We start from the raw sequence: 25,098 nt of genomic DNA, 5'->3' as shown, positions 1-25,098 counted from the left end.
ACGCCGCTGACCTCGCGTATCGCCCACCTGGTGGTGATCGACGTGCTGGCGATGGGCGTGGCCATGGCGCGCGGCCCGAGCCTGGTCAACCACCTCAAGAGCGTGAAGCGCAGCTTGCGCAGCCTTCGGTTGTCACCCAAGTCCGTAAAAGCCCTCGACGACTGATAGTTTGTACGCGGACCAATTGTGGGAGCGGGCTTGCTCGCGAATGCGGAGTGTCAGTCACTGAATATGCTGGCTGGCCCACCGCATTCGGGAGCAAGCCCGCTCCCACATTTTGATTGGGTCCTGCCCCGCAAGATTCATCGTCCTGTCATCCCCATGCCGCTAAACCGTCATTGCCCGAGCCCATCCTGAACTCCCCTTACTCGCATTGGGAGACTCGAAATGGCTCGGCAATACGAAGAAAGCAACAGCACCGTCAAGACCCGCCGCCAGCAGGAAGACCAGCGCCGCATGGCCTTCCGTCGCGCAATTGAAGACCGCTGCGATCAGCGTCAATTGCAACAGAGCATCAGTGACTATCCGGAACTCCACTGGCAGGCACCCGCAGCTGCCCAGCGAAGCGCTCAGCCAGCGCGCTGATCTGCAGCCGCTCGCTGCGGATAAAGCCCAGGAATGCATGGGCCACCGGTGATAGGCGCTTGGCCTTGGCCTGCACCAGGCACCAACTGCGGTAAAGCGGCAGTTCTTCCACCGGCAGCTCCCTGAGCCCGCCGGTGGCCAGTTCCAGGTTGACCGCGTGGCGCGTCAGCAGCGCCACGCCCAACCCGGCGGTCACGCACTCGCGCTGCGCCTCGGCCGAAGACACTTCCACCGTCTGGGTGAAGTGCACGCGCTTCTCCTTGAAATACTCCTCGCACGCCATCCGCGTGCCGGACCCCGGCTCGCGCAACAGCAGCGTGTAAGGCTCAAGGTCCTGCAGGCGCAACGGCCCTTGATGGCTCAGCGGATGATCGTGGGGTGCCACCGCGACAATCGGGTTGTTCAGGAACGGCAGGAATTCCAGGCCCATGTCCTGGGGCACCATCGACATGATCACCAGGTCGTCGCGGTTGTCTGAAAGCCGGCGAATCACCTGGGCGCGGTTGACCACCGTCAGGTGCAGGTTGACCTCCGGATGCTGGCGCTTGAAGGCGGCAAACAGGTGCGGCACGAAGTACTTGGCGCTGGATTCCACCGCCAGTTTCAGCTGGCCCTGCAACGAGCCCTGCATGTCGGAGAGCTGCATATCGAGGTTTTCCAGGCGGCCGAAAATGTCCCGGCTGGCCCGTTGCAAGGCTTCAGCAGCTTCAGTCATATAGAGCTTTTTGCCGACGTAATCGAACAATGGCTGGCCCAGCAGCTCTTCCAGCTGCTTGATTTGTAGGCTAACGGCCGGTTGCGTGAGGGACATTTCCTCGGCTGCGCGGCTGTAGGAACGCAAATCACAGACTTCATTGAAAATCTGCAATTGACGCAATGTCATACGCATCAATGACTTACGCATAGTTCAAACACTCCCGCCGACCCTTGATGCGACGACTATAAGTCTTTGCTTATACACAACCCAATAATTATTGATTTTTGTTAATCCCTGCAGGGGCATAGTGTGTGTCACGCGACTGCCATGAAACATTTGGTCACGCGCCGACCCGCTTCCAGGGTCGAAGTAGGTAGCAATCGGCTCAAGGGAATTTCCAAGTGATAAAAAAGATCCTGATCGCCAACCGTGGTGAGATTGCCGTACGTATCGTGCGTGCCTGCGCCGAGATGGGCATTCGTTCGGTCGCGGTCTATTCCGATGCCGATCGCCATGCCCTGCATGTAAAGCGTGCAGATGAAGCCCACAGCATCGGTGCCGAGCCATTGGCCGGTTACCTGAACCCGCGCAAGCTGGTGAACCTGGCGGTGGAAACCGGTTGCGACGCGCTGCACCCCGGCTACGGCTTCCTCTCGGAAAACGCCGAGCTGGCAGACATTTGCGCCGAACGTGGGATCAAGTTCATCGGCCCGTCCGCAGAAGTGATTCGCCGCATGGGCGACAAGACCGAAGCCCGCCGCAGCATGATCAAGGCCGGCGTACCGGTGACCCCGGGCACCGAAGGCAACGTTGCCGACATCGCTGAAGCCCTCACCGAAGGCGACCGCATTGGTTACCCGGTGATGCTCAAGGCCACCTCCGGTGGTGGCGGTCGCGGTATCCGTCGCTGCAACAGCCGTGAAGAACTCGAACAAGCCTTCCCCCGGGTAATTTCCGAAGCCACCAAGGCCTTCGGTTCGGCGGAAGTGTTCCTGGAAAAATGCATCGTCAATCCCAAGCACATCGAGGCGCAGATCCTCGGTGACAGCTTCGGCAATGTGGTGCATCTGTTCGAGCGCGATTGCTCGATCCAGCGCCGTAACCAGAAGCTGATCGAGATCGCCCCAAGCCCCCAGCTGACCCCTGAACAGCGTGCCTACATCGGCGACCTGTCGGTGCGCGCGGCCAAGGCCGTGGGCTACGAGAACGCCGGCACCGTGGAGTTCCTGCTCGCCGAGGGCGAGGTGTACTTCATGGAGATGAACACCCGGGTGCAGGTGGAACACACCATTACCGAAGAAATCACCGGCATCGACATTGTGCGTGAGCAGATCCGCATTGCGTCGGGCCTGCCGCTGTCGGTCAAGCAGGAAGACATTCAGCACCGGGGTTTTGCGTTGCAGTTCCGCATCAACGCCGAAGACCCGAAGAACAACTTCCTGCCCAGCTTCGGCAAGATCACCCGTTACTACGCACCCGGCGGTCCCGGCGTGCGCACCGACACGGCGATCTACACCGGCTACACCATCCCGCCGTTCTACGACTCGATGTGCCTGAAGCTGGTGGTGTGGGCGTTGACCTGGGAAGAAGCCATGGACCGCGGCCTGCGCGCCCTGGACGACATGCGCCTGCAAGGCGTGAAGACCACCGCCGCCTATTACCAGGAAATCCTGCGCAACCCGGAATTCCGCAGCGGCCAGTTCAACACCAGTTTTGTGGAAAGCCACCCTGAGCTGACCAACTACTCGATCAAGCGCAAACCCGAAGAGCTGGCCCTGGCCATCGCCGCCGCCATCGCCGCCCACGCAGGCCTGTGAGGAATATAAGAATGAGCAAGAAGATCTTCGTAACCGACACCATCCTGCGCGACGCCCACCAATCGTTGCTGGCAACCCGCATGCGCACCGACGACATGCTGCCGATCTGCGACAAGCTCGACAAAGTCGGCTACTGGTCCCTGGAAGTCTGGGGCGGCGCGACCTTCGACGCCTGCGTACGCTTCCTGAAAGAAGACCCGTGGGAGCGCCTGCGCAAACTGCGCGCGGCGTTGCCCAACACGCGCCTGCAAATGCTGCTGCGTGGCCAGAACCTGTTGGGCTACCGCCACTACAGCGACGATGTGGTCAAAGCCTTCGTCGCCAAGGCCGCTGTCAACGGTATCGACGTGTTCCGCATCTTCGACGCGATGAACGACGTGCGTAACCTGCGAGTGGCCATCGAAGCGGTAAAAGCCGCCGGCAAACATGCCCAGGGCACCATCGCCTACACCACCAGCCCGGTGCACACCATCGAGGCGTTCGTGGCCCAGGCCAAGCAAATGGAAGCCATGGGTTGCGACTCGGTGGCGATCAAGGACATGGCCGGCCTGCTGACGCCATACGCCACCGGCGAGCTGGTCAAGGCGCTGAAGGCCGAGCAGAGTCTGCCGATCTTCATCCACTCCCACGACACTGCGGGCCTGGCTTCGATGTGCCAGCTCAAGGCCATTGAAAACGGTGCCGACCATATCGACACCGCCATCTCCAGCTTCGCCTGGGGCACCAGCCACCCGGGTACCGAGTCGATGGTCGCGGCCCTCAAAGGCAGCGAATTCGACACCGGCCTCAGCCTGGAACTGCTGCAGGAAATCGGTTTGTACTTCTACGCTGTGCGCAAGAAGTACCACCAGTTCGAAAGCGAATTCACCGCCGTCGACACCCGCGTGCAAGTCAACCAGGTACCGGGCGGGATGATTTCCAACCTGGCCAACCAGCTGAAAGAGCAGGGCGCGCTGAACCGCATGAGCGAAGTGCTGGCCGAAATCCCGCGGGTTCGTGAAGACCTTGGCTTCCCGCCGCTGGTCACCCCGACTTCGCAGATCGTCGGTACCCAGGCGTTCTTCAACGTGCTGGCCGGCGAGCGCTACAAGACCATCACCAACGAAGTGAAGCTGTACCTGCAAGGCGGCTACGGCAAGGCGCCGGGCACCGTGAATGAAAAACTGCGGCGCCAGGCCATCGGCAGCGAAGAGGTGATCGACCATCGCCCGGCAGATCTGCTGAAGCCGGAAATGACCAAGTTGCGCGGCGAAATCGGCGCGTTGGCCAAGTCCGAAGAAGACGTACTGACCTACGCGATGTTCCCGGACATCGGGCGCAAATTCCTTGAAGAGCGCGACGCTGGCACCTTGAGCCCTGAAGTGCTGTTGCCGATTCCTGAAGCCGGCGGCGTGGCCCGTGCCGGTGGTGAAGGTGTGCCGACCGAGTTCGTGATCGACGTGCACGGCGAAAGCTATCGCGTGGACATCACCGGGGTGGGCGTCAAGGCCGAAGGCAAGCGCCACTTCTACCTGTCCATCGACGGCATGCCGGAAGAAGTGGTGTTCGAGCCGCTCAACGAGTTTGTCAGCAGTGGCGGCAGCAAGCGCAAGCACGCCACCGCGCCAGGCCATGTCAGCACGGCGATGCCGGGCAACATCGTCGACGTGCTGGTCAAGGAAGGCGACGTGGTGAAGGCCGGCCAGGCTGTGTTGATCACTGAAGCGATGAAGATGGAGACCGAAGTACAGGCGTCGATCGCCGGCAAGGTCACCGCCGTACACGTGGCCAAGGGCGACCGGGTCAACCCGGGTGAAATCCTGATTGAAATCGAAGGCTGATCAACAGCCTTCGAAACTACCGCTTAATCCTCGGGGGGGCATGTGCCCCCTTTTTTTTCGCCCGCAATAATCAGAACGCCAGGGTCCACTGGCCCAGCAAACCCTGGTTACTGCTGTGGGTGCCGACCTCGGCGGTATAGGCCAGGCCCACGGTGTGCCGGGTCGACAGCGCCAGGTCCACTCCGGTGTGCAGCGCCAGGCTGTCGCGGTCCAGGGAGGTGCCTTCGATGGTGAAGTCACTGTTGAAGCCCGGCCGTTTTACCCACGCGGAGGACTGGCGCACGGTGCTGCTCACGTCACCGTAGAGGTGCTTCCAGCCTGTGCTCAGGTGCGGCTTGAGGGCCATTTGGTTGTCCAGCGTGAAGGCACTGGCCAGGCGCAAGCCGAAGGTGCTGCTGAGGTTTTCCTGGGTCTGGGCGCCGACATTCAGCGCTGTAAAGCCGCCTTTTTCCTTGTAGCGGTCGCGGTGATAGCGCTGGTAGCCGATCCCCGCATAGGGTTCGACGCTGAAACTGCCCTTGTCCAGTTGATAGCCCAGCTCGGCGAAAGCGTTCTGGCTTTGGGCGTTGTATTTGCCTTTGGACTGCTCGCGGCGCTCAACGAAATCAAAGTCTACGGTGCGTTGGGTTTGGCCGGCATGGCTGCTGTAGATCGCCCCCAGGCGCAGTGCAAGGGGGCCGTCCTGACGCACGGCGTAACCGCCGAGGTGCCAGCTGTCCAGTTCGCCCTTGAAGCGTTTGGCGTTCAGGTCGCTGGCGGACTTGGCGCCCATCACACCCACCCGCCAGGCATCGGCCACTGCCCAGTCGCCGCCCAGCATCAGGCCTTGGGTGTGTTGCTGCAGGCCCACGCTACCGTGCTGTCCTTCAAGCTTGCCAGCGTTGCCCAGGGCCTGGAGCCATACGTGGCCATTGCCTTCGGCATCCGTAAGGTTGCGTTCGTCGCCTGTCCGGCGCATGACTGAAAGCAGGCTGCTGTTGAGCTGTTTCATGCTGTCTTGAGTGGCGGCGCCAAGGTTGGCGTTCTGGCTGCCTGCCAGCTGCTCCAGAACTGCACCCACACGGCCCGGTGCCAGCCTGCCAAGTTCCCGGGCGATATTGTCCAGTTCGTACTCCTCCCAGTCATTGAGTTCGCCCGACTTGATGAGGGTGTCCACGGCAGAGTCCAGTACGCGGGCAACCTGCTGGCCGTTACGGGTGGTGGCGTGGTCGGTAAAGTAAAAGTCGGGAGTGGGCTTGGGTGGCTTGGGGCGCTGATGGCCTTGCTGGCCGACCTCTGGCGCCGGGATGAACCACTCGCTGTCTGGGTCGATGTCCCCTCGCGCCTGGACGAATTGAGCGTTGGTGGCACCCAGCGCGAAGGTGATGGCGAGTGCGAGTTGTTTCTGAAGGAGTGGCATGCAGGTCCGACCTCTTGATGTATGAGGTCGGGAAATCTAGCGGGGTAAAGGGCGGATAAATGTCAGGCCATCCACCCTTTGCCTGCCAGAGATGTCTCTAGTGGGCCGCGATTAAAAACTCATCTGCCATTGCCCGATCAGCCCGTGATTGCGGCTGTTACTGCCTATTTCGCCGCTGTAGCCCACGCCGAGGGTATGGCGTGCCGACAGGCCTATATCCAGCCCGGCTTCCAGCAACAGGCTGTCGCGGTCCAGGGCGCTGCCTTCGACGTTGAACGCGGTGCCGCCCATCAGGAAGGCCTGGCGGGTGCTGCTGTCCACGTCGCCGTAGGTGTGTTTCCAGCCGGCGCTGACCCGCGGCGTGAGACTGATGCCGTTGTCCAGCTGGCTCAAGTGCGCCAGGCGCAGGCCGAAGGTGCTGCTGAAATTGTCCTGGGTTTGCCCGTCGACATGCAGGGCGGCGGCGCCGCCTTTTTCGTTGTAGCTGTCGCGGTGGTAGCGCTGGTAGCCGAGGTTGGCGAACGGCTCGGCGCTCAGGCGCCCGCTGCCCATGGCATAACCCAGTTCGGCGAAGGCTTGTTGGCTGTTGGCGTCGTAGTCACCTTTGGGCCGATCGTTGAAACCGTCAAAGGCCACCGTACGTTTACTGTCTCCCTGGTGCCCGCTGTACGCAGCACCCAGGCGCAAGGCCAGCGGTCCGCTCTGGCGCATGGCGTAGACGCCGGCGTGCCAGCTGTCGACGCTGCCGTCGACGCCGGTGGTGTCCAGGTCGGTCTTCGAATAACCGCCCAGCACGCCCACGCGCCAGTCCGAATCGAGCGCCCAGTCGGCCCCCAGCACGCTGCCTTTGGTGCGCTGGGTCAGGCCATTGCTGCCGTGGTCGCCGTCGAGCTTGCCGTAGCTGCCGATACCTTGCAGCCACAGGCGGCCCCGGGCATTGGGGTCGTTGAGGTTACGGGCTTCGGCGGGTACGCCGGTGGCGGCCAGTACGGGTGTGTCTTTTTGATCAAGGCCCACCAGCAGTCCGGCACCGCCGCCCAGTTGGTGCATGGCGTTCAACATGCTGTTGCCGACCTGGGCGCTGGCGCCGAGGGTGGCACTGGTCAGGTTGGCGGTGCTGCTGCCGGCCAATTGCTCGATGGCGGCACCGGCGCTGCTGTTGGTGGTGTTGAGCAAGGCGTTGTACAACGCGTTGTTCTTGCCCAGGCTCGCCAGGGCGTTGGCGGCGCGGGTGCCGTTGCCGGTGTTGGCGAACTGATTGAACGCCACGTCATTGCGGGAATAGGTCAGGCCGACCTGGGTAGGGCTGTAATCCAGGGTGGGGGTGAGGAAGGCATAGTCGCTGGTGACCTTGCCGAACGTGCCATTGATGCTGCCGGCCTGCAGTACCGTGTAGTGGCTCTGCCACGGGTAGGTGCCGGTGCCGGGATTGACCGCCAGGGTCGCGCCATTCAGGTACGCGGTGCCGCCGACCTGGACCGGTGCGCTGCTGCCGTCGGCGTTCACGCCATAGGCCAGGGTCGAGCCGCTGGTCATCGTCAGGTCGCGGGTGATGCTGGCGGTGCCGAGGGCGGTGCTGGTCTGCAAGGTGCCTTTGACCAACAGGCTGCCGACACTGCCGCCACCGGCATAGATACCGCCTTCATCGACGGTCAGGTTGCCAGCGATCCCGCCCTGGTTGATCAGCTTGGCGCCGCTGAAAATCTCGCCGCCGTCGCTGAAGTCGCCGCTGCCGGTGAGGGTCCAGGTGCCTTGCTTCACGTCCAGCCATTCGAAGTTGCGGCTGTCGCCAAAACTGCCGCCGGCGGCGTCGTCCATGATCACGCGGTCATATCCGGTGCCGCCATCCACCACGCCGACAAAGCGGCTGCCGCCGAGCAGGGTCAGCGTGTCATCGCCGCCGCCCAAATCCAGGGCCAGGCCGTTGCTGCCGCTGATCAAGCCGGCGTTGACCACCGTGTCGGCAAACTCGCCGACGAACTTCACGCCGAAGCCGTTCAGGCCCTGAATGGTGCCATGGTTGATCAGGGTGGTTGCAGCAAGTCCCGGGCCGTCGCTGCCGTCGTCCACCAGCACCGCGTTGTTGGCACCGCTTACCAATGCACCCACGCCGTTGAACACATAGCCACCACCGAGGGCGATGCCTTCGCTGCCGTTGGCAAAGCCGTTCTTGTCGACACCACCGGCGCCGACGCCCTGGATGATGCCGTAGTTTTCAATGTGGGCGATCTTGTCGATGTCCACGCCGTCACCATCGCCGTCCGGCTGCAGTCCGGAAAATGCGCCGGTAATAGTGCCGTGGTTGATCACCGTGCCATCGCCGTCGGAACCAAAACCCGAGCCGTTGCGGCCGATTACCGTGCCGTAGTTGGTCAGCGTGGCGCCCAGGTCGGTGGTGATGCCGTGGCGGCCGCCGGAGATGAGGCCGTAGTTGGTGACGGTCACGCCAGTAGCGGAGTCGATGTCGACGCCGTCGAATTTGTCATCGCGCGAGTGGGTGTCGCCGGTGGAAATCTCGCCGTAGTTGGTGATCGTAGCGTTGCCGCCGGTCTTCATGCCGTCGCTGGCGTCACCGCGAATCAGCCCGCCCTGGCGGTTGATGATAGTGGTGGTGACGTTGGAGCTGCGGATCGCATCCAGGTCCAGCCCTTGGCCGGTGGCGGAGCGAATGGTGGCGCTGTTGTCGATCAACAGGCTGCCGCTGGCGAAATTGCTGTCGATGCGCAGCGCGTCGTTGGCGCCCTGGATCACGCCCCCGGCGCGGTTGTAGATGCTGTAGTTGCGCGCGCCGGTGAGGTCGCCGCTGCTGTCGATGGCCCGACCTCCGGTGGAAGTAATCCTGCCGGAGTTGTCGATCAGCACACCACTGCCGCTGGTGCCGTCTTTCAAGGTCACCGCGACTTTGGAAGTCGTAATGCTGCCCGGTGCCGAAATCGTCAACGAGTCACTGCCACCCAGGGTTTGCCCGGTGGTGGTGGGCGTGTCGATCTGCAGCGTCTTGGTTGGCGCGGGCGCCGCATCGGCAAAACCGCTGCTGACCAGCAGGCCGAGAGTGAGCGCAAGGCGCTGGGGCGAAGGGGGCATGGCGGGCGACCTTGTTTTTGGAAAAGAGTCGACCTATATAGCGGAGGTTTTTTACAGAATGATGGCGAGGAGGTGACGGGGATTGAAATGAGCCTGACGGTTGAAGAACGAACCCGGTTGATCGAAAGCATTCAGGATGCATTGGCCGAGGGAACGCTGGAAATAGCCGAGGCGGTACGCCGGCTGCGAACGGAAGTCACTGGGCTGCATCAGAGCCAGTTTGCCAAGATGTGCAAAATCTCTGTACGCACGCTGGTGCATATCGAACATGGCGAGGGCAATCAGACGCTGAAGTCGTTGAACGCAGTGTTCAGGCCGTTTGGGTTGAAGATGGGAGTGGTGAAGGTTCGCAGAAGCTTGTAGGAAAAGGCGATGGCGTGGTGTTTGATCTATAGATGCTCGCCTATTCGCCTCGGCTGAGCACAAGGCCCGGATACGCTGAAGATACAATGTGGGAGCCGGGCTTGCCCGCGATGACGGTGGGTCAGTTGATACATTTGTGACTGATACGCCGCTTTCGCGAGCAAGCCCGCTCCCACATTTGTCAGGGGGTGGCAGGGTGGCTTAGGTACGGCATTCCACCAGCGTTTTCAACTGTCCCGAACCGGTCTGGTTGGCATCTGACAGCCACCGCTCAAACCCCGCCCCAATCGCCGGCCATTCCCCATCCAGGATCGAGTACCACGCCGTATCCCGGTTGCGGCCCTTGACCACGGTGTGCTGGCGAAACACCCCTTCAAAACTGAAACCCAAACGCTCGGCGGCGTTTTTGGAGCGGGCGTTGGCGTTGTTGCACTTCCACTCCAGGCGACGATTGCCCAACTCAAACGAGTGCCTGGCCAGCAGGTACACCGCCTCGGTGCTTTTCGGTGAACGTTGCATCGGGGCGCCGAAGGTCACGTGGCCGATTTCAATGCGGCCTTGCTCGGGCACGATGGACATCAGGCTGAGGATGCCTTGCACCTCGCCGCTGGCCTTGTCGATCACACTGAAGAAGTACGGGTCGCTGTGGGACGCGTGGTTGTTCAGCCAGGCGTCGAAGGCGGCGCGCTCGGGGAATGGGCCGTAAGGCAAATAGTCCCACAGCTTCGGATCCGCGCCGGGGCCTTGCAGGGCGTTGAACAGGTCATCGCCGTGGCGGGCGGGGTCGAGTTTTTCCAGGCGCACGAAGCGCCCTTCGATAAGGGTGACGGTGGGCGCCGGGACACCTTTCCAGTCGGCCAATGATGTCGTCATGCTGTGCTTCTCCTTAAAGACCTTTGCGAAACTGGATAAAACCGGGGCGTTCGGCGATGCGTTCGTACAGCTGGATGGCGGTGGCGTTGGTCTCGTGGGTCAGCCAGTGGACCTTGCAGCAACCGTCGGCCTTGGCGGTGGCGTAGACGAATTCGATCAGCTTGCGGCCGACGCCGGTGCCGCGCTGGGCCGGATCTACCAGCAAATCCTGCAGGTAGCAGGAGTTCTCGATGCTCCAGTTGGAACGGTGGTAGATGAAATTGACCATGCCTACGGCCTTGCCGTCCTGCCAGGCCAGGGCCGAGTGGGTCGGCTCATTGGCGTCGATCAAGCGTTGCCAGGTGTTCTGGCTGACGGCGTCGGGCAGTTCGGTGTTGTAGAAGCGCAGGTAGGCTTGCCACAGGGGCAACCAAGCGGCGTGGTCGGCGGCGCTGACCTGGCGGATTTCGATCTGGCTCATGTTGGCTCCTTGGGAATAAAGCGGGCGAGGGTCTGGTCGCGCACGTCGGTGCTGGCGGCCAGGCCGTCGCGAACGCCGGCGATGTCCGCCGGGCTGCGGTTCTGGCTGAGTTTGCGTTTGCCTTCCAGGCGTTGGATCGGCAGGGCAAAGCCGACGATGGCCTTGAGCATGCCGTCGATGTAGTCGGCCGGGGCGTCGCTGACTTTCCAGGGTTGGGCGCGATTGCCTTCATGGCGGTCGGTGAGGGCGCTGACCAGTTCGAGCAGGCGCTCGGCATCGGTGAACACTTCGCCGGTGCCATAGGCGTGTACTGCGATGTAATTCCAGGTCGGCACCACTTTGCCGTGGTCGGCCTTGGCCGGGTAGAACGACGGGCTGACGTAGGCCTCGGCCCCGGCAAAAATCACCAGGGCCTCGCCGCCATTTTGCAGGTCTTGCCATTGGCGATTGGCCTTGGCCATGTGCCCGTAAAGGGTGCCGTTGGGCCCTTCATCAGGGTTGAGCAGCAGCGGCAAATGGCTGGCTTGCAGGCCTTGTTCGCCCAAGGTCACCAGTTGCGCCAGGCGCGTGTGCTGGATCAGTTGCTGGATTTCAGGCAAGTCATCGAGGGCAAAGGCGCGTGGTGTGTACATGAAGATTTTCCTTGGCGAATGCTTGCATCCTAGGCAGGCTATTGGTTCGTTGTAAGAGCCATCTACAGTCAATTTTATAGGTCCAATTCCATGCCTGCGTTAGAACCACCGCTCTCGTTCAACCCGGCGGGTATCGAGTTGGACCGCCGCCAGGGACTCACCCGCCAGCTCTATCAGGCGCTGCGCCAGCGGGTACTGGATGGCCGGTTGGTCAGTGGCACCCGGCTCCCCGCCAGCCGTGACCTGGCGGCGGCACTGTCGATCTCGCGCAACAGTGTGGTTCGCGCCTACGACCAACTGTATGCCGAAGGATTTATCGAAGGCCGCGTGGGTGATGGCACCTATGTGGCGCAATTGCCGCAGACGCCGACGCCCGCAAAAAAACTATCCACAAAAGTGTCCACAGGGTTATCAACAGGCTTATCCCCAGGTTTATCCACAAAACGGCCGGAGTTACCTGTGTTTTCGTCCAGTCAAGTTATCCACAGCGGTGCGCTGGCGCGGGTGGAAAACAACCATTTGGCGCTTCCGCCCAGTGGTCCGCCGAGGGCCTTCCGGGTGGGCGTACCGGCTTTCGATCTGTTCCCGTTTGACGTGTGGGCCAAGCTGAATGCGGCTTTCTGGCGCAAGCCGGACTTGCAGCAACTGTGTTATGGCGACCCGGCGGGCGACGCGCGCCTGCGTGGATTGATTGCGGCCTATCTACGCAGTTCTCGCGGCATGCAGTGCACGGCTGAGCAAATAGTGATCACCAGTGGTGCGCAGCAGGCAATCAGCCTTTGTGCACAGCTGCTGGTGGAGCCCGGCGATGAGGTTGCCATCGAGAATCCGGGGTATCGGGCAGCAGGCCATGCGTTCGCGGTGGCGGGTGGCCAACTGCATGGCGTGACGGTGGACAGCGAGGGCATCGACTGCGCTGCCTTGAACCGCCTCGGCGGTTGCCGCCTGGCCTACGTCACCCCGTCCCATCAATACCCCACCGGCGTGGTGATGAGCCTGGCCCGGCGCCTGGAACTGCTGGCCTGGGCCGAGCGTACGGGCGGCTGGATCGTCGAGGATGACTACGACGGTGAGTACCGCTACAGCGGCGCGCCCCTGGCGCCACTGGCGGCCCTCGATCGCACGGGGCGGGTGCTGTATGTCGGGACCTTCGGCAAGGTGGCCTTTCCGGCGCTGCGCCTGGGCTACCTGGTGTTGCCGGTCGGCCTGGTCCAGGCCTTTGCCCGGCGCCGCGCGGTGGACGTGCGCCACTCGGAAGTCAGCACCCAGGCGGTGATGGCGGAGTTCATGGCGACCGGGCATTTCCAGCGCCATGTACGCCGCATGCGCCGCGCCGCGCAGAGCCGGCTCAATGCGCTATTGGCCGAATGGCCCGCCGACATTGAAGGCGTTGGCCGCCTGCCGTCGGTGGCGGCCGGGCTGCACCTGACCGTGCGGGTCGACAGCCTGGCGCGGGAACAGGCGCTGATCCAACAGGCGGCGGCGGTGGGTGTGGAGATCAATGGCTTGAGCAACTATTGGTTGCCGGACTCACTCACGCCGCAGGATCAGCGTGCCGGATTGGTATTGGGGTTTGCTGCTGTGCCCGAGGCACAGATCAGCCAGGCGTTGAAGCGCTTGGGCCAGGTTTGGCGCGCGCCGGTTGCGCACTGAGGCGCAACCGGCGGCAACCGATCAGGTGCCGGACTTGATCTTGGTCCAGGCGCGGGTCCTGGCACGTTCGGCGTCACGTCCCAGGGGCTTGAGGGTATACAGCGTGGCCATGGCCGCCTCGGTCGGGTACAGGTTGGGATTGTTGCGAATCGCCGGATCCACCAACCCGGTGGCGTCCTTGTTGGGGTTGGGGTAACCGACAAAATCGCTGATCGGCGCGATCACGCCCGGTTGCAGCAGGTAGTTGATAAAGGCGTAGGCGTCTTCCGGGTTCTTGGCTCCTTTGGGGATTGCGAGCATATCGAACCAGATTGGCGCACCTTCTTTCGGCAGGCGCATGTCCACGGTCACACCGTTCCTGGCTTCCTTGGCGCGGTTGGCGGCCTGGGAGAAGCTGCCGGAATAGCCGACCGCCACGCAGATGTCGCCGTTGGCAATGTCAGCCATGTACTTGGACGAGTGGAAATAGGTGATGTACGGGCGGATCTTCATCAGCAGTGCTTCGGCTTTGACATAGTCCGCCGGGTTGCTGCTGTTGGGGTCCAGTCCCAGGTGTTGCAGGGCCAGGGGCAGGATTTCCGACGGCGAATCCAGGAGCGCCACGCCGCATTGCTTGAGCTTGCTGATGTTCTCGACGTTGAAGATCAGGTCCCAGCTGTCCACGGGGGCGTTGGCCCCCAGCGCGGCCTTGACCTTGTCCGGGTTGAAGCCGATCAGGATGGTGCCGTACATGTAGGGCACGGCGAATTTATTGCCGGGGTCGTTGGCCTCGATCAGCTTCATCAACTTGGGATCGAGGTGGTTCCAGTTGGGCAGTTTGCTGCGGTCCAGCGGCTGGAACACCGAGGCTTCGATCTGCTTGGCCAGGAACACGTTGGAGGGCACGACCACGTCATAGCCGGAGTTGCCGGTCAGCAGCTTGGCCTCCAGGGCTTCGTTGGTGTCGAAGATGTCGTAGACCAGCTTGACGCTGGGGTTCTGCGCCTTGAAATCCTCCAGGGCCTTGGGCGTGATGTAGTCGAACCAGTTGTAGACCCGCAGGGTTCTTTCTTCGGCGTGCGCGGCCCCGCTCAGCACGGCGGCGCAGAGGACGAGATGCTTGAGCATGTTCATTGGGCGAATCCCTCAAAACCTTCGAGAACGTTGACGGCATTGATGCCGATTTCTTCCACGGCGTAGCCGCCTTCCATCACAAACAGCGTCGGTTTGCCGAGGCGGGCGATTCGCGCGCCCATCGCCAGGTAGTCGGGGCTGTCGAGCTTGAACTGGGAGATAGGGTCGTCCTTGAAGGTGTCGACGCCCAGCGAGACCACGATGATGTCGGCGCCGTAGCGCTCGATATCCCCGCAGGCCTGCTCCAGTGCGGCGCTCCAGCGGTCCCAGCCAGAACCTGCGGGCAACGGATAGTTGACGTTGAAACCCTCACCGGCGCCTTCGCCCAACTCGTCGGCGTAGCCCAGGAAGAACGGAAATTCCGCCTCCGGATGGCCGTGGATCGAGGTGAACAGCACATCGTCGCGCTCGTAGAAAATCGACTGGGTACCGTTGCCGTGGTGGTAGTCCACGTCGAGGATGGCCACCTTTGTGTGGCCCTGGTCGAGAAACGCCTGGGCTGCGATCGCCGCGTTGTTGAGGTAGCAATATCCGCCCATCAAGTCGCTGGCGGCGTGGTGCCCGGGCGGACGGCACAGGGCGAAGGCACTGCGGGCGCCTTGCTGGATCGCCTGTTGCGCGGTGAGAGCGACTTGCGCCGCGCTGTAGGCCGCTTGCCAGGTGCCGGCGGTGATCGGCGCGCCGCCGTCGAAACTGTAATAGCCGAGCTGGCCGTGCAGGCTGGTGGGGATGACCCGGCGCAAGGTGCGTGCGGGCCAGGTGTAGGGCAGCAAGTCTCCGTCCTGGCCAAATGCCGTCCAGCGTTGCCAGGCGCCTTTGAAGAAGTCCAGGTACGCGGGGCTGTGAATACGTTGCAGCGGCGCCAGGCCAAAATCCTCAGGCGCTTGCACCGGGCCCAGTTCGCGGTCCTTGACCCGTTGCAACACATGGTCGGCGCGCGAGGGCATTTCGAAACACGGCATCAGTTGCCCGTCCATCAACTCGCACCGGCCATGGTGCAGGTGGTGATCGTCCGAGTAGATCGTCAGCATATTGTTGTTCTCCGCAGGCTGAATCGGTGAGTCCAGTCTTGCGGCGGGTGGGATTAATGAGAATGGCAGGAGCGGCCAAAAGGGGATAAATATGGCCAAAGTGTGTGACCGCAATTCGCCCCGAAATGGCGCGGCCGTGCCCCAGCAAGTGGCTTCAGGGGCGGAACTGGCTGGGTGCGACGCCGCTCCAGCGGACAAAGGCGTGACGGAAACTCGCGGTTTCGCTGAAGCCCAGCGCCTCGGCAATTCGGTAAATGGGCAGCTCATCCTCGCCCAGCAATCGCTTGGCCCGCTCGAAGCGTAGCTCGTCCAGCAACTCCTGATAGCTGCAGCCCAAGTCATGCAGGTGCCGGCGTAGCGTGCGCGGGGAGCAGTTCATCTGCTCGGCCAGGCCGTCGAGGCCCGGCGCGGCGCTGAGTTGGCTGGCGAGCAGGTGGCGAATCTTGCCCAGCCAGGCCTGGCGCCCGGTGAACTCGGTGTTTTGCTTGCGGCAGCGCTCAGCCATGGCCTGGTGGGTGACGGCGTCGGCTAATGGCAGGGGCTGGTCCAGCCAGCTTCGGTCGAAGGCAAACGCGTTGGCGATGGCGCCGAATTGCAGCGGGCAGGCAAAGATTTCGGCGTACCGTGCGCGGTAATCCGGGGCGTCGTGTTCAAAGCGCGCCCCCAGCAGCGGCAGGGCATGCCCCAGCAGGTCGTCGCAGATCACCTTCAACGAGGCCAGGCAGAGTTCGACGTTGAACATTTCCAGCGCCGGATTTTCCCGGTAATCCGCGGCGCTGAACCAGATGCGCGTGCCGTCTTCCTCAAGGTCCAGCTCGAAAAGTGTTCCCAGCAGCGCCGGATACCGCAGCGCCAGGCGCAAAGCGTCACCGAAGGTGGCACTGGTGAGCAGTGCGTAACCGAGCATGCCATAGGAAGAAACGTGCATTTGCCGGCCCAGCTCCAGGCCGATATCCCGGCGCAGGGCCACGGCGTTGGCGCACACGCGCATCTCCTGGTTGGTGGTGATGCGGGTGTCGGCGCGGCTCAAGTCCGCCGCGCAAATACCGCTGCCGGCCAGCAAGGCCTCGGCGGGTTGGCCTTCGGCCTTGAAGGTATTGAGCACCAACGAGACGGCATTGAGGGTGGTGAGGTGGGAGTGCAACATGGGTGCTTCCAGCCAGGGGATGGCTGGAAGAGGAGCAAGTTATATGCCGGTCAGCTCAGTTCGCCGCACAGGTCGAGTTCGACCAGGCGGCGGATTTCGGCGGTGTCCAGCCCGGCGCCGATCAACGCATTGAGCTTGCCGAACGCGGCTTCACGGGTCATCCCGCCACCTGACAACACCCCGACGCCCCGCAAGCGGCTGCCGGCCTCGTACACGTCCAGCTCCACACCGCCTTCATGGCATTGGGTGATTGCCACCACGACCACGCCGTTATCCTGCGCGCGCTGCAGGCTGGCGAGGAACTGTGGGTTGTCGCTCGGCCCGGTGCCGCTGCCGAAGCATTCCAGCACCAGCGCCTGGATGCCGCTGTCGATCAACGCGTCCAATTGCGCGGCGGCGATGCCCGGCACCAGTGGCAGCACACCCACATTGGCCAGCGCCTTGGCCTGGCGGTAATGCAGCGCCGCCGGAACCAACTCGGCTTGGGCGACGCCGCCGTTACGCTGCAACGCGGCAAACGGGTGGCGACCAAAACTGCGGATTTTCGCGCAACGGGTCGGGGCCATCAGTGCACCGTGGAAGTACAGTTGCACGCCAGGCGCCAGGCCTTGGCCCAGGGCTGCCAACGCACCGCTGACGTTTTCCCAGGCATCGCTGTCGGGCACACCGGCCGGCAGCATCGAGCCGGTAAACAGCACCGGCGCGGGCAGGCCCAGCAGTTGGAAACTCATGGCCGCGGCGCTGTAGGCCAGGGTGTCGGTGCCGTGCAGCACCAGTACGGCGTCGCAACCCTCGTCCACCGCCTCAACCACGGCGGCGCGCAGGCGCTGCCAATAGGCGGGGGTCATGTTCGCACTGTCGATCAGCGGGGACATTTCCCGAAAGCGCCAGGCTGGCATATTCAGTTGGGCGAGGGCTTCGCTCATGCGCGCTTCAAACCCCGAGGCGGGGGCCAGGCCGTTGGCGCTGGCCTGCATGCCGATGGTGCCGCCGGTGTAGAGCACCATGACGTTGTTGGCTGGTTGCATTGAAGAATCTCCTGAACGAAAAACGCCGCCGGGCCCAGAGCATGCCCAAGGCCGGGCGGCGTGTCATCTATCTAGGTTTAGCGTTGCGCTTGAGCGTTAAGTTCTGCCGTCGCTTGAGCGGCTGGCTCAGGCTTCACCGGATTTGCCGGCCAGGCCTTGCGGTCCAGGTCCAGGTCCGGGAACTTGCTGGAATCAAACACCGGGGTCTTGATGCCCGCAGCACGCTGGCCGTCGTAGTCATTCAGGATGCGCATGGCGATCTTGAACAGGAACGCCAGGGCGAACAGGTTGACGAACGCCAGCATGGTCATGGTGATGTCGGCGAAGGCAAACACGGTGCTCAGGTTCTCGATGGAACCCCAGAAAATCAGCACCAGCACCAGCGCGCGGTAGCCCATCAGCACCTTGCGGTTGTCGCCCACGATGAAGCGCAGGTTGCTCTCGCCGAGGTAGTAGTTGTACATGATCGAGGTGAACACGAACAACGCCAGGGCCACCGAGATGAACATCCGGCCCCAGTCACCCACCACCGCCGCCAGGGAGTTCTGGGTCAGGGCAATGCCGTCGCCTTCAAAGCCCGGGGTGTAGAAGCCCGAGAGCAGGATCAGCAGCGCGGTGCAGGTGCAGATGACGAAGGTGTCGAGGAACACGCTGAACGCCTGAACCACGCCTTGGGCGATCGGGTGTTCAACCGAGGCGACTGCCGCCACGTTAGGCGCACTGCCCAGGCCGGCTTCGTTGGCGAACACGCCGCGTTTCACACCCATGATGATCGCGCTGCCCACCAGGCCACCGAAGGCCTGGTCGAGGCCGAAAGCGCTCTTGACGATGGTCGCGAGCATGGCCGGCACGTGGTCGAATTGCAGCACGATCACGTACAGGGTCACCGCGATGTAGACCAGGGTCTTGACCGGCACCAGCAGGTCGGCGATCGAGGCGATACGCTTGATCCCGCCGATGAACACCAGGCCCAGCAACACCGCCAGGGCCAGGCCGGTGTAGGTGGTGTCGAGGCCAAATGCGTTGTTCAGCGAGTGGGTTACGGCGTGGGCTTGCAGGCCATTGAAGGCGAAGCCGAAAGTCACCAGCAGGAGAAACGCCATCACCATGCCCAGCCAGCGTTTGTGCAGGCCGTGCTGGATGTAATACGCCGGGCCGCCACGGTAGGTGCCTTCAGCGTCGGTGCGTTTGTAGAGCTGGCCGAGGGAGCACTCGATAAAGCTCGAAGACATGCCCACCAGTGCGGTGACCCACATCCAGAACACGGCGCCCGGGCCACCCAGGGTCACGGCAATGCCGACGCCTGCGATGTTGCCGGCACCCACGCGCCCGGCGAGGCTGAGCATCAGCGCCTGGAACGAACTGAGCTGGCCGGCGCTGCTTTTCAGGCTGTCGCGAAACACCGAAAACATGTGGAAAAAGTGACGCAACTGAACGAAACGCGAGCGGATCGTGAAGTAACCACCGAGCCCGACAATGAGCACGATCAATACTTTCCCTGAGAGGAAGTCGTTGATGACTTCTAGCATGGAGTGTTCCTCGCTGATTTTTCTAATGGCAAACGCAGGACGGTCCGACGCATCGCTCGGCACCAGGCAGTGCACGACGCTTCGACCCCAATCCTTTTGCGGGTGTTGTTATTCATGCGGTTTCGCGCTTCCCAGGGTCTCGTTACCGACGACCGCTGACGCGAAGAGGGGCGGCACTATACCTAGGAGTGGGTGATCCGTCTGCACGAGGCGATTAAAGGTTTCAGCCAAGGCGTTACGGGCAAGGCGGGTTTGTTGGGCGATCTTGGAGTTTTTATTGGCGTCATTTCACAACCTTGAGGCAAAAAAAAGGGCCTGAAGAACGAGCCTTCAGGCCCTCAAAAGGTGAGAGGTGTCTAGTCCCTCAACCTGGTGAGCGGTGCAACAAACGCTTAGGCCTTCAGAGGCACCAAGCGTGGGGCAATCATGTTTTCGGGGCGCAGGATGTCGTCGAGCATGGCGTCGTCGAGCAAGCCTTCTTCGCGCACCAGTTCCAGCACGCCGCGGCCGCTTTCAAGGGCGATACGGGCGATGCGGGTGGCGTTTTCATAGCCGATGTACGGGTTCAGCGCGGTGACCAGGCCGATGGAGTGTTCCACCAGTTCGCGGCAGCGGGCTTCGTTGGCAGTGATGCCGACGATGCAGTGCTCGCGCAGCATGTCCATGGCGCGTTGCAGCAGGCGGATCGAGTCGAAGATCTTGTAGGCGATCAGCGGCTCCATCACGTTCAGTTGCAGCTGGCCGCCTTCGGCCGCGATGGTCAGCGCCAAATCGTTACCGATGATTTGGAACGCCACCTGGTTCACGGCTTCCGGGATCACCGGATTGACCTTGCCGGGCATGATCGAGCTGCCTGGCTGACGCGCCGGCAGGTTGATTTCGTTGATGCCGGTGCGTGGGCCGCTGGACAGCAGGCGCAGGTCGTTGCAGATCTTCGACAGCTTCACCGCGGTACGCTTGAGCATGCCGGAGAACAGCACGAAAGCGCCCATGTCGGAGGTGGCTTCGATCAGGTCGGCAGCCGGTACCAGCGGCTGGCCGCTGATGGTCGCCAGGCGCTGGACGGCCAGGGCCTGGTAACGCGGGTCGGCGTTGATGCCGGTACCGATGGCGGTGCCGCCCAGGTTCACTTCGGTCAGCAGCTCAGGTGCCAGGGTCTTCAGGCGGGCCAGGTCTTCACCGAGGGTGGTGGCGAAGGCACGGAATTCCTGGCCGAGGGTCATCGGCACGGCGTCTTGCAGCTGGGTACGGCCCATTTTCAGGACGTGGCTGAATTCTTCACCCTTGGCAGCGAACGCCTGGATCAGGCTGTCGAGGCTGGCCAACAGCGCGTCGTGGCCCAGCAGCAGACCCAGGCGGATCGCGGTCGGGTACGCGTCGTTGGTCGACTGCGCCATGTTCACGTCGTTGTTGGGGTGCAGGTATTGGTATTCGCCCTTGCTGTGGCCCATGGCCTCCAGCGCGATGTTGGCGATGACTTCGTTGGCATTCATGTTGGTTGAAGTGCCAGCGCCGCCTTGAATCATGTCCACCACGAACTCTTCGTGGAAATCGCCGCGGATCAGACGGGCACAGGCTTCGCTGATGGCAGCGTGCTTGGCTTCGCTAAGTTGGCCCAGCTCGCGGTTGGCGTCAGCAGCTGCCTGCTTGACCATTGCCAGGCCGACCACCAATTTCGGGTAATGCGAAATCGGAACGCCCGAGAGACGGAAGTTGTTCACCGCTCGCAGGGTCTGGATGCCGTAATACGCTTGAGCGGGTACTTCGAGTACGCCAAGCAGGTCTTTTTCTGTGCGGAAAGATGCAGCGGAGGACATGACGGAAATCATCTCGATATGGACCCGGGCTAGGCCGGAACGCTGTGAATGCTAGGCTTGCAGGAGATTTTGGGCCAATGCTGTTAAACACTGGCCTATGCATAAACGGCATAATGTCGGTGTGACCCCGTTACCATGACGGACGTGTGTGCCAAAATGGTGCGTGCCCCGGGAGGATGTGATGAACCTTGAAAGCAAATGGCTGGAAGACTTTAGCGCCCTGGCTGCCACCCGCAGCTTCTCCCAGGCGGCTGAGCGGCGCTTCGTCACCCAGCCGGCGTTCAGTCGGCGCATCCGCAGCCTGGAGGCGGCGCTGGGGCTGACCCTGGTCAATCGCTCGCGCACGCCGGTCGAACTGACGGCGGCGGGGCAGTTGTTCCTGGTCACCGCGCGGACCGTGGTCGAGCAGCTCGGCGAGGTGCTGCGCCACCTGCATCACCTGGAAGGCGGGCAGGGTGAAGTCATGCAAGTGGCGGCGGCGCACTCCCTGGCCCTGGGTTTCTTCCCGCGCTGGATCGCGCAGTTGCGCAACGAAGGGCTGAACATCGCCACGCGGTTGGTCGCCACCAACGTGGGCGACGCCGTGCATGCACTGCGCGAAGGCGGCTGCGATTTGATGCTGGCGTTCTACGACCCGGATGCGGCGATGCAGATGGACCCGGAGATCTTCCCGTCGCTGCACCTGGGCAACACCGAGATGCTGCCGGTGTGCGCCGCCGATGCCGACGGCAAGCCGTTGTTCGACCTGGAAGGCGAGGGCAGCGTGCCGCTGCTGGCCTACAGCGCCGGAGCTTTCCTGGGGCGCTCGGTAAACCTGCTGCTGCGCCAGCGGGCGCTGCGCTTTACCACGATTTACGAAACGGCCATGGCCGACAGCCTGAAAAGCATGGCCCTTGAGGGCTTGGGCATTGCCTGGGTGCCGCAGTTGAGCGTGCGCGCCGAGCTGGCCCGGGGTGAGTTGGTGGTGTGCGGCGGCCCGCAATGGCATGTGCCGCTGGAGATCCGGTTGTATCGCTGTGCGTTGGTGCGCAAGGCGAACGTGCGGTTGTTGTGGCGCAAGCTGGAAGGCGGCGCGGCGCAGAATACCTGAGCCCACACAGATCAAATGTGGGAGCGGGCTTGCTCGCGAAAGCGTAGTGTCAGTCAACCCATCTGTGGCTGATCCACCGCATTCGCGAGCAAGCCCGCTCCCACATTAGTTTTCTGGTGTGTTCGCTGACCTGGAAGTCAATAAAACCGCCTGTTTGCGGTGTAAGACAGATGGTCATTCCAGGGGCTGTTTATCTGCGTTATTACGGTATACTGCGCGGCCTTCGGCCGGTCCAACCGGCCTTAATTCGTACAACAAGCCACGCTGGATTTCCCGCGTGGCTTGTTGTTTTTTGACGCGCCTGCGGGCGCCCAGAGAGAAGAGGCACGACGATGAGTGCATTGGTTGGCGTGATCATGGGCTCCAAGTCCGATTGGTCCACCCTTAGCCACACCGCCGATATGCTGGAAAAACTCGGCATTCCCTACGAAGTGAAGGTGGTTTCCGCCCACCGCACTCCGGATTTGCTGTTCCAGTATGCCGATGAAGCAGAATCCCGTGGCATCGAGGTAATCATCGCCGGTGCCGGCGGCGCAGCTCACCTGCCAGGCATGTGTGCGGCCAAGACTCACCTGCCAGTGCTGGGCGTACCGGTGCAGTCGTCGATGCTCTCGGGCGTGGATTCGCTGTTGTCCATCGTGCAGATGCCCGCCGGTATTCCGGTGGCTACCCTGGCGATCGGCAAGGCCGGCGCGATCAACGCTGCCTTGTTGTCCGCCAGCATCCTCGGCGCCAAGCACCCGCAGTTCCACGCGGCGCTGAAAAAATTCCGTGCTGAGCAGACAGACAGCGTCCTGGACAATCCAGACCCACGCATTGCCTGAGGTGGTTGATTGATGAAAATCGGTGTAATCGGTGGCGGCCAACTGGGCCGCATGCTGGCCCTGGCGGGTACGCCGCTGGGGATGAACTTCGCTTTCCTGGATCCGGCACCAGATGCCTGCGCGGCTGCGCTGGGTGAACACCTGCGTGCGGACTACAGCGACCCGGATCACCTGCGCCAGCTGGCCGATGAAGTCGACCTGGTGACCTTCGAGTTTGAAAGCGTCCCGGCTGAAACCGTGGCCTTCCTGTCGCAGTTCGTGCCGGTATACCCGAGCGCCGAAGCCTTGCGCATCGCTCGTGACCGCTGGTTCGAGAAGAGCATGTTCAAGGACCTGGGCATCCCGACACCGGCTTTCGCCGACATCCAGTCCCAGGCTGACCTGGACGCCGCGGTCGCCTCCATCGGCCTGCCGGCCGTGTTGAAGACCCGCACCCTGGGTTACGACGGCAAGGGCCAGAAAGTCCTGCGCACCGCCGCCGACGTGGTCGGTACCTTCGCCGAACTGGGCAGCGTCGGCTGCCTGCTGGAAGGCTTCGTGCCGTTCACCGGTGAAGTCTCGCTGATTGCCGTGCGTGCCCGCGATGGCGAAACGCGTTTCTACCCGCTGGTGCACAACACCCACGACAGCGGCATCCTCAAGCTGTCCGTGGCCAGCACCGATCACCCGCTGCAAGCCCTGGCCGAAGATTATTCGAGCCGTGTGCTGAAGCAACTGGATTACGTCGGCGTGATGGCGTTCGAGTTCTTTGAAGTCGACGGTGGCCTCAAGGCCAACGAAATCGCCCCGCGCGTGCACAACTCCGGTCACTGGACCACCGAAGGCGCCGAGTGCAGCCAGTTCGAAAACCACCTGCGGGCGGTAGCGGGCTTGCCATTGGGCTCCACGGCAAAAGTCGGCGAGAGCGCCATGCTCAACTTCATCGGCGTGGTGCCGCCGGTTGATCGCGTGATCGCTATTGATGACTGCCATCTGCATCACTACGGCAAGGCGTTCAAGGCCGGGCGCAAGGTCGGCCACGCCAACCTGCGCTGCAAGGATCGCGCGACGCTGCAAGCGCAGATCCTCAAGGTCGAAGCGCTGATCGCCGAGCAATAACCCAAGGCCGGGCGGAACCATTGGTACCCGCCACCCTCTGATTGCAGGAAGCCAAAGTCTGACTAGGCTTTGACTCAATTCACTTCAATCAGAGGGAAATGCCATGGGTATCATTGGGACCATCTTTATCGGTTTGATCGTCGGCCTGCTGGCGCGTTTCCTGAAGCCAGGCGACGACAGCATGGGCTGGATCATGACCATCCTGCTGGGTATCGCCGGTTCGCTGGTTGCGACTTATGGTGGCCAGGCACTGGGCATCTATCAGGCGGGCCAGGGCGCAGGCTTCATTGGTGCGCTGGTGGGTGCCGTGGTGCTGCTGGTGATCTACGGTCTGCTGAAAAAGAAGTAATTTAGCGACCAAGCCCTCTGCGCTGCGCAGGCGCAGAGGGCTAGAATGCCGGCACTGTAATCCTTGCCGAGCCCCTCCATGCGCCGTCTCCTGTTATCCCTTCTTCTATGCACCGGGTTGGCCCACGCTGGCGAACTGCCGGAAACCGACTGGCTGGAACTGATGCCCAAGTCGGACCAGAAAGCCCTCGAAGAAATGCCGGAAATCGACCACAACTCCCCGGAAGCCCAAGGCACGTTCACCGCAAAGGGTGGCCTGAAGCAGAGCAAGGGTTTGCCGGCGGTTATGTATTCCACCAAGACGGTGGCTGCCATGAACGGCAAGAATATTCGCATTGGCGGCTACCCCGTGCCGCTGGAAACCGACGCCAAGGGCCGCAGCACGCTGTTCTTCCTGGTGCCTTATCCGGGCGCCTGCATCCACGTTCCGCCACCGCCGCCCAACCAGTTGGTGCTGGTGCGTTATCCCAAGGGCTTGAAGCTGGATGACATCTACACGCCGCTGTGGGTGACGGGCACGCTGAAGGTGGAGAAGGTCAACAATGACCTGGCCGATGCGGCGTATGCGTTGGATGCGGGGAAGGTGCGGGCGGTCAAGGAATCGGATCTCTGATCTGACGCAGCACCTAATGTGGGAGCGGGCTTGCTCGCGAATGCGGTGTGTCAGTCAGCACATGCACTAACTGGAAC

At 62.5% G+C, this 25,098-nt stretch carries 22 protein-coding genes and 1 pseudogene; 11 read left to right on the top strand and 12 right to left on the bottom strand.

Features of this window, described 5'->3' with window-relative positions; genetic code table 11:
- Positions 1-165 (top strand): annotated as a pseudogene (locus AC3WKX_RS30895) (transcriptional regulator); the annotation flags it as partial.
- Between the two features lie 222 nt (positions 166-387).
- Positions 388-585 carry a PA3496 family putative envelope integrity protein gene (locus AC3WKX_RS30890; RefSeq protein ID WP_076013218.1) on the top strand — a complete coding sequence of 66 codons (198 nt, stop codon included), beginning with the start codon at positions 388-390 and terminating at the stop codon, positions 583-585.
- On the opposite strand, the gene AC3WKX_RS30885 is transcribed toward AC3WKX_RS30890, so the two are convergent.
- Positions 515-1,489, bottom strand: a complete 975-nt coding sequence (locus tag AC3WKX_RS30885; RefSeq protein WP_102604039.1) for a LysR family transcriptional regulator — start codon at positions 1,487-1,489, stop codon at positions 515-517. The two genes, AC3WKX_RS30890 and AC3WKX_RS30885, sit on opposite strands and share 71 nt — an antisense overlap.
- Before the next feature lie 194 nt (positions 1,490-1,683).
- Here AC3WKX_RS30885 and AC3WKX_RS30880 point away from each other — a divergent pair, with 194 nt between their 5' ends.
- On the top strand, positions 1,684-3,099 hold the full coding sequence (locus AC3WKX_RS30880) for an acetyl-CoA carboxylase biotin carboxylase subunit (protein ID WP_003213442.1): 1,416 nt from the start codon (positions 1,684-1,686) through the stop codon (positions 3,097-3,099).
- Between the two features lie 11 nt (positions 3,100-3,110).
- On the top strand, positions 3,111-4,919 hold the full coding sequence (gene oadA, locus AC3WKX_RS30875; protein WP_102370189.1) for a sodium-extruding oxaloacetate decarboxylase subunit alpha: 1,809 nt from the start codon (positions 3,111-3,113) through the stop codon (positions 4,917-4,919).
- A 70-nt stretch (positions 4,920-4,989) separates the two neighbouring features.
- On the opposite strand, the gene AC3WKX_RS30870 is transcribed toward oadA, so the two are convergent.
- Together AC3WKX_RS30870 and AC3WKX_RS30865 are read right to left on the bottom strand one after the other, a co-directional pair.
- A complete protein-coding gene (locus AC3WKX_RS30870; protein ID WP_102604040.1) occupies positions 4,990-6,318 on the bottom strand; it encodes an autotransporter outer membrane beta-barrel domain-containing protein in 1,329 nt (442 codons plus the stop codon).
- Between the two features lie 111 nt (positions 6,319-6,429).
- Positions 6,430-9,402 (bottom strand): autotransporter outer membrane beta-barrel domain-containing protein, encoded by a 2,973-nt coding sequence (locus AC3WKX_RS30865; protein WP_102604041.1) that lies wholly within the window; start codon positions 9,400-9,402, stop codon positions 6,430-6,432.
- A gap of 87 nt (positions 9,403-9,489) precedes the next feature.
- On the opposite strand from AC3WKX_RS30865, the gene AC3WKX_RS30860 reads away from it, so the two are divergent.
- Positions 9,490-9,765 carry a helix-turn-helix domain-containing protein gene (locus AC3WKX_RS30860; RefSeq protein ID WP_087694596.1) on the top strand — a complete coding sequence of 92 codons (276 nt, stop codon included), beginning with the start codon at positions 9,490-9,492 and terminating at the stop codon, positions 9,763-9,765.
- Positions 9,766-9,966: 201 nt separating this feature from the next.
- Here the strand turns inward: AC3WKX_RS30860 and AC3WKX_RS30855 are convergent, their stop codons facing one another.
- From AC3WKX_RS30855 to AC3WKX_RS30845, 3 genes are read right to left on the bottom strand one after another with little or no spacing between them, the layout of a single operon-like run.
- Positions 9,967-10,638, bottom strand: a complete 672-nt coding sequence (locus AC3WKX_RS30855; RefSeq protein WP_102370186.1) for a GNAT family N-acetyltransferase — start codon at positions 10,636-10,638, stop codon at positions 9,967-9,969.
- A 13-nt stretch (positions 10,639-10,651) separates the two neighbouring features.
- A complete protein-coding gene (locus AC3WKX_RS30850) occupies positions 10,652-11,098 on the bottom strand; it encodes a GNAT family N-acetyltransferase (protein ID WP_003213433.1) in 447 nt (148 codons plus the stop codon).
- Complete coding sequence (locus AC3WKX_RS30845; protein ID WP_102604042.1) at positions 11,095-11,730, bottom strand: FMN-binding negative transcriptional regulator; 636 nt, start codon at positions 11,728-11,730, stop codon at positions 11,095-11,097. Before AC3WKX_RS30845 ends, AC3WKX_RS30850 begins: the two co-directional genes overlap by 4 nt.
- Before the next feature lie 90 nt (positions 11,731-11,820).
- On the opposite strand from AC3WKX_RS30845, the gene pdxR reads away from it, so the two are divergent.
- The gene (pdxR, locus tag AC3WKX_RS30840; protein ID WP_102604043.1) at positions 11,821-13,383 is read left to right on the top strand and encodes a MocR-like pyridoxine biosynthesis transcription factor PdxR; all 1,563 of its coding nucleotides are present in this window, start codon (positions 11,821-11,823) and stop codon (positions 13,381-13,383) included.
- Positions 13,384-13,404: 21 nt separating this feature from the next.
- Here pdxR and AC3WKX_RS30835 read toward each other — a convergent pair whose 3' ends face one another.
- The 6 genes from AC3WKX_RS30835 to aspA all read right to left on the bottom strand — a co-directional run bounded on the left by AC3WKX_RS30835 (position 13,405) and on the right by aspA (position 21,048).
- Positions 13,405-14,496 carry a polyamine ABC transporter substrate-binding protein gene (locus tag AC3WKX_RS30835; protein WP_102604044.1) on the bottom strand — a complete coding sequence of 364 codons (1,092 nt, stop codon included), beginning with the start codon at positions 14,494-14,496 and terminating at the stop codon, positions 13,405-13,407.
- Positions 14,493-15,527, bottom strand: coding sequence for a histone deacetylase family protein (locus AC3WKX_RS30830; RefSeq protein WP_102604045.1), 1,035 nt, complete (start codon positions 15,525-15,527; stop codon positions 14,493-14,495). The genes AC3WKX_RS30835 and AC3WKX_RS30830 overlap by 4 nt, the downstream gene beginning before the upstream one ends.
- 154 nt (positions 15,528-15,681) lie before the next feature.
- Positions 15,682-16,674 (bottom strand): AraC family transcriptional regulator, encoded by a 993-nt coding sequence (locus AC3WKX_RS30825; protein WP_102604046.1) that lies wholly within the window; start codon positions 16,672-16,674, stop codon positions 15,682-15,684.
- A gap of 50 nt (positions 16,675-16,724) precedes the next feature.
- Positions 16,725-17,702, bottom strand: a complete 978-nt coding sequence (locus tag AC3WKX_RS30820; protein WP_087694602.1) for an asparaginase — start codon at positions 17,700-17,702, stop codon at positions 16,725-16,727.
- Positions 17,703-17,779: 77 nt separating this feature from the next.
- On the bottom strand, positions 17,780-19,231 hold the full coding sequence (locus AC3WKX_RS30815) for an alanine/glycine:cation symporter family protein (RefSeq protein WP_003213417.1): 1,452 nt from the start codon (positions 19,229-19,231) through the stop codon (positions 17,780-17,782).
- A gap of 392 nt (positions 19,232-19,623) precedes the next feature.
- Positions 19,624-21,048 (bottom strand): aspartate ammonia-lyase, encoded by a 1,425-nt coding sequence (gene aspA / locus AC3WKX_RS30810; RefSeq protein WP_003213415.1) that lies wholly within the window; start codon positions 21,046-21,048, stop codon positions 19,624-19,626.
- Positions 21,049-21,229: 181 nt separating this feature from the next.
- On the opposite strand from aspA, the gene AC3WKX_RS30805 reads away from it, so the two are divergent.
- The 5 genes from AC3WKX_RS30805 (at position 21,230) to AC3WKX_RS30785 (ending at position 25,021) form a co-directional block, all read left to right on the top strand.
- On the top strand, positions 21,230-22,138 hold the full coding sequence (locus tag AC3WKX_RS30805) for a LysR substrate-binding domain-containing protein (protein ID WP_003213413.1): 909 nt from the start codon (positions 21,230-21,232) through the stop codon (positions 22,136-22,138).
- A 332-nt stretch (positions 22,139-22,470) separates the two neighbouring features.
- Positions 22,471-22,962, top strand: coding sequence for a 5-(carboxyamino)imidazole ribonucleotide mutase (gene purE / locus AC3WKX_RS30800; RefSeq protein WP_003213411.1), 492 nt, complete (start codon positions 22,471-22,473; stop codon positions 22,960-22,962).
- Between the two features lie 12 nt (positions 22,963-22,974).
- Positions 22,975-24,060 carry a 5-(carboxyamino)imidazole ribonucleotide synthase gene (locus tag AC3WKX_RS30795; RefSeq protein ID WP_102370181.1) on the top strand — a complete coding sequence of 362 codons (1,086 nt, stop codon included), beginning with the start codon at positions 22,975-22,977 and terminating at the stop codon, positions 24,058-24,060.
- Positions 24,061-24,163: 103 nt separating this feature from the next.
- Entirely contained in the window at positions 24,164-24,409 is a 246-nt protein-coding gene (locus AC3WKX_RS30790; protein ID WP_003213408.1) for a GlsB/YeaQ/YmgE family stress response membrane protein, read from the top strand.
- A 78-nt stretch (positions 24,410-24,487) separates the two neighbouring features.
- Positions 24,488-25,021, top strand: coding sequence for a DUF3299 domain-containing protein (locus tag AC3WKX_RS30785; RefSeq protein WP_023659290.1), 534 nt, complete (start codon positions 24,488-24,490; stop codon positions 25,019-25,021).
- Positions 25,022-25,098: the final 77 nt, after the last annotated feature.

Source organism: Pseudomonas sp. GP01-A4 (genome assembly GCF_058780865.1).
Note: the sequence above shows the minus strand (reverse complement) of the source record. Positions and strands in the feature narration are given on the sequence as shown.